The following is a 2,801-nucleotide window of genomic DNA, read 5'->3' on the forward strand; positions in this document are numbered from 1 at the left end:
GCGCGCCCATGTCTCGGCGGCAGGCGCAAAAGGGGGCAGAGCCGCCAGGCCCTGGGCCGCTCGCGCGGCGGGTTCTCGACCAAGATCCACCTCAAGACCGACTGGGATGGCGAGCCGCTGGGCTTTCATCTGACCGGCGGTGAGGCCAGCGACAGCCCTCACTTCGAGACGCTGCTCGACCTTGGTCCTGAGATCACGCCGCGGGCGGTTGTGGGTGACAAGGGCTATGACGCTAAAGCCAACCGGCAGGCTGCTCGTTCCCGTGGCATCTGCCCGGCCATTCCGTACCGCACGACGACCAAAGACAAGCCGAAGTTCTTTCCCAAGGCGCTCTACCGTGGGCGGGCTCGCATCGAGCAGACCATGGGAAAGCTCAAGCGCTTCAAGCGCGTTGCTTTACGCTGCGAGAAGACGGATGAGAACTACGGCTCCTTCGTCACCCTTGCTCTCAGCTTCATCCTGATCAAATCCGTCCACACGACCTAGGCAGCCCAGTAGCCTTTTAGGAACAAACAATCCTTTCGGGGGCTCGCTGACGCCAGCCGAGCTTGCCGCTGAAATTGGAAGATGGTTGCAAGTTCAGCACCCAGTGGCGCTCCAGGAGGTGCTTCCGGACGAACTTGCCTCCCTGATCCGTCGATTAGGGAAGCGAAAGGACGATCAAAGTGAGTGAGCCATGATCACTGCACGATGCCAGACGCGTTTGCACCACTGCCGATCATTGCAAGTAATCATCGTTCGGTGCAGGGCTGACAGAGACGCCAAGCTCCCGCTGCATCTGCTTTCAGGAGGATAGGAGTCCTATCAGCCCCTGTTCAGCTATAACCGCCTATAAGAATGCCCCTGCTTGGAATGCACATAATTTGGTGCGCAGATGATCGAGGTCTGCCATCCGCCAGAACTCCTCCAGCACGCGCAAGCCCTTGAGCACTGGGCTGACTGCCGCGAGCGTGCGGTTGCGAGGCATGAGCTTAAGATCAGACAACTGGAAGATCAGCGTCGAACGGATGAAGCGACCCGCCTGCGCTCTGCGGCCCACTACCTACGCCAAGCAGCAGTTCGCGACCGCCTTGATGCCGCTGCCTTGCGAAGAGCGGCTCAGCCATAGCACCGCCACCCGGTTCTTTCGCCTCACAGGCGTGCGAAACTTGCCGTGAAACACATTTCATTTGAGATGCTGGGCAAGATACTTGTTCATCTCAAACATGCTGACCTTGTTCTTGCCTCCAAACACCGCCTGAAGCTTCTCGTCAGCCATAATCTCCCGCTTGTTCTGCGGGTTCTGGAGCTTGTGCCTCTTGATGTACTCCCAGATTTTGCTCACCACCTCCGGGCGAGGCAAGGGGGCTGCACCCACAATGGCAGCCAGTTCTGACGACGGCTGTAAAGGCTTGAGGAAAGGGGAGGCTGGCTCCTTAGCCGCATCCTTGGTTGCTTTCACCGGCTCGTCTGGTTTCTCAGGCTTTGAATTCGGCATGTGATCCTCCACCTTGAGCAGCAGCAGGGACGATTTCACATGAACTCTGCGGCCTGCGAGTGTTGGAGTGCGGCCTGCATCAGCCGATCTGGGCCGAGATCGTGCCGGTTTTCCATCTGCAACATCGCTGCAAGCTGACTACGGGCTCGGTTGACTCGGCTCTTGAGCGTACCCACTGCCACACCGCAGGCAGCCGCTGCATCCTCGTAGGTCGCCCCCTGCTCGGCCACCAGGACGAGAGCCTCGCGCTGTCCTGGTGGCAGACGCGCCAGCGCCTTGCGAAGGTCTTGCAGCATCAGCCTGGATTCCTGCTCAGGATAAACCATCAGGCGTCTGGCAAAGCCACTGTTTGGGTCTTCAACCTCGCGTCTGTGCTTTCGATGCTCAGAGTAAAAGCTGTTGCGCAGGATCGTGAACAGCCACGCCTCCAGGTTGGTGCCGTGCTGGAAGTGATCCAGGTTCACCCAAGCCCGCAAGACGGTACTCTGCACAAGGTCATCGCTCCAGATCGGATCGCGGGTCAGATGCAGCGCAAATGCCCGCAGGCGGGGCAGAAAGGCGGCGAGCTGGTCTCGCATATGCTGCGAGCGGCGGCTCGCGCGGGCTTCCTCAACCAGCGCGAGGTGCTCAATGTGCGAGAGCGGATGGATGTGACGCAGCCGTGCCCGTTTGCCCCGTGCGGACCGTCTGCGATCAGTGCCACTGAGGGCAGGACGGCTGTGTTGGCGAGCGGCGGTGGTCATGGCCTTGCTCCACCTTGGCGACAGCTTCACCATACACCTACGGTTGTTTATCAGCCAGCCCATTCGACCATAGAACTGAAGTCTGCTGGCGGCTTGACCCCTTGCCGGGGCAAGCGCACCATCCTGGCTCCAAGCCTCAGCCCCAGGAGGCTGCCATGGCTGAACGCAATGATGATGTCATCTTGATCCGGCGCTGGTTTCAGCGCCTCCGGGTCTGTATCCAGACGGTGGATTTCATCGGCTCTCGCCCGCTCTTCGCTGACGATATGGTCACCTTTGGCACCTTCACGGCTTTCACTGTGGGACGCGAGGCCACCGAACAAGAGCAGTGGCGTCACGTCTGGGGGCATATTGATCAGTTCCGCTGGCATCTGGACGATCTGCGTACCCTCATCTCGGGCGACCGTCTCACGGCGGTCGGCATGGCGGTGTTCGAGTCCACCGGCTATACCGAAGATGGCAGGGCGTTTGACCGCCCTGGACGCGCGACGGTGGTGCTGGGGCGGCAGGCTGTGGGGGAGGAGTGGGTGGCGCAGCACACGCACGTGTCGCTGTTCCCTGGCACTCCGTCCCGCTCCTTC

At 60.6% G+C, this 2,801-nt stretch carries 5 protein-coding genes; 2 read left to right on the forward strand and 3 right to left on the reverse strand.

Annotation, left to right across the window (positions count from 1 at the left end):
* A partial coding sequence (locus tag DDF70_RS35850; RefSeq protein WP_114949199.1) for an IS5 family transposase occupies positions 1 to 486 on the forward strand: 486 nt, incomplete at its 5' end.
* Positions 487 to 829: 343 nt separating this feature from the next.
* Here the strand turns inward: DDF70_RS35850 and DDF70_RS35855 are convergent.
* The 3 genes from DDF70_RS35855 to DDF70_RS35865 form a co-directional block, all read right to left on the reverse strand.
* The gene (locus DDF70_RS35855) at positions 830 to 1,039 is read right to left on the reverse strand and encodes a hypothetical protein (RefSeq protein ID WP_114949200.1); all 210 of its coding nucleotides are present in this window, start codon (positions 1,037 to 1,039) and stop codon (positions 830 to 832) included.
* Positions 1,040 to 1,165: 126 nt separating this feature from the next.
* On the reverse strand, positions 1,166 to 1,477 hold the full coding sequence (locus tag DDF70_RS35860; protein WP_114949202.1) for an SWIB/MDM2 domain-containing protein: 312 nt from the start codon (positions 1,475 to 1,477) through the stop codon (positions 1,166 to 1,168).
* Between the two features lie 35 nt (positions 1,478 to 1,512).
* Positions 1,513 to 2,220 (reverse strand): sigma-70 family RNA polymerase sigma factor, encoded by a 708-nt coding sequence (locus tag DDF70_RS35865; protein ID WP_114949201.1) that lies wholly within the window; start codon positions 2,218 to 2,220, stop codon positions 1,513 to 1,515.
* 155 nt (positions 2,221 to 2,375) lie between these two features.
* On the opposite strand from DDF70_RS35865, the gene DDF70_RS35870 reads away from it, so the two are divergent.
* Positions 2,376 to 2,801 (forward strand): YybH family protein (locus DDF70_RS35870; RefSeq protein ID WP_114948609.1); only part of this gene is annotated, 426 nt, incomplete at its 3' end.

It is taken from the genome of Microvirga calopogonii (assembly GCF_003347665.1).
Taxonomy (GTDB): domain Bacteria; phylum Pseudomonadota; class Alphaproteobacteria; order Rhizobiales; family Beijerinckiaceae; genus Microvirga; species Microvirga calopogonii.

What these genes read in the sequence shown, in the direction of transcription:
- DDF70_RS35860 (WP_114949202.1), bottom strand. Translation starts at nt 1,477, where the DNA reads ATGCCGAATTCAAAGCCTGAGAAACCAGACGAGCCGGTGAAAGCAACC.
- DDF70_RS35865 (WP_114949201.1), bottom strand. Translation starts at nt 2,220, where the DNA reads ATGACCACCGCCGCTCGCCAACACAGCCGTCCTGCCCTCAGTGGCACT.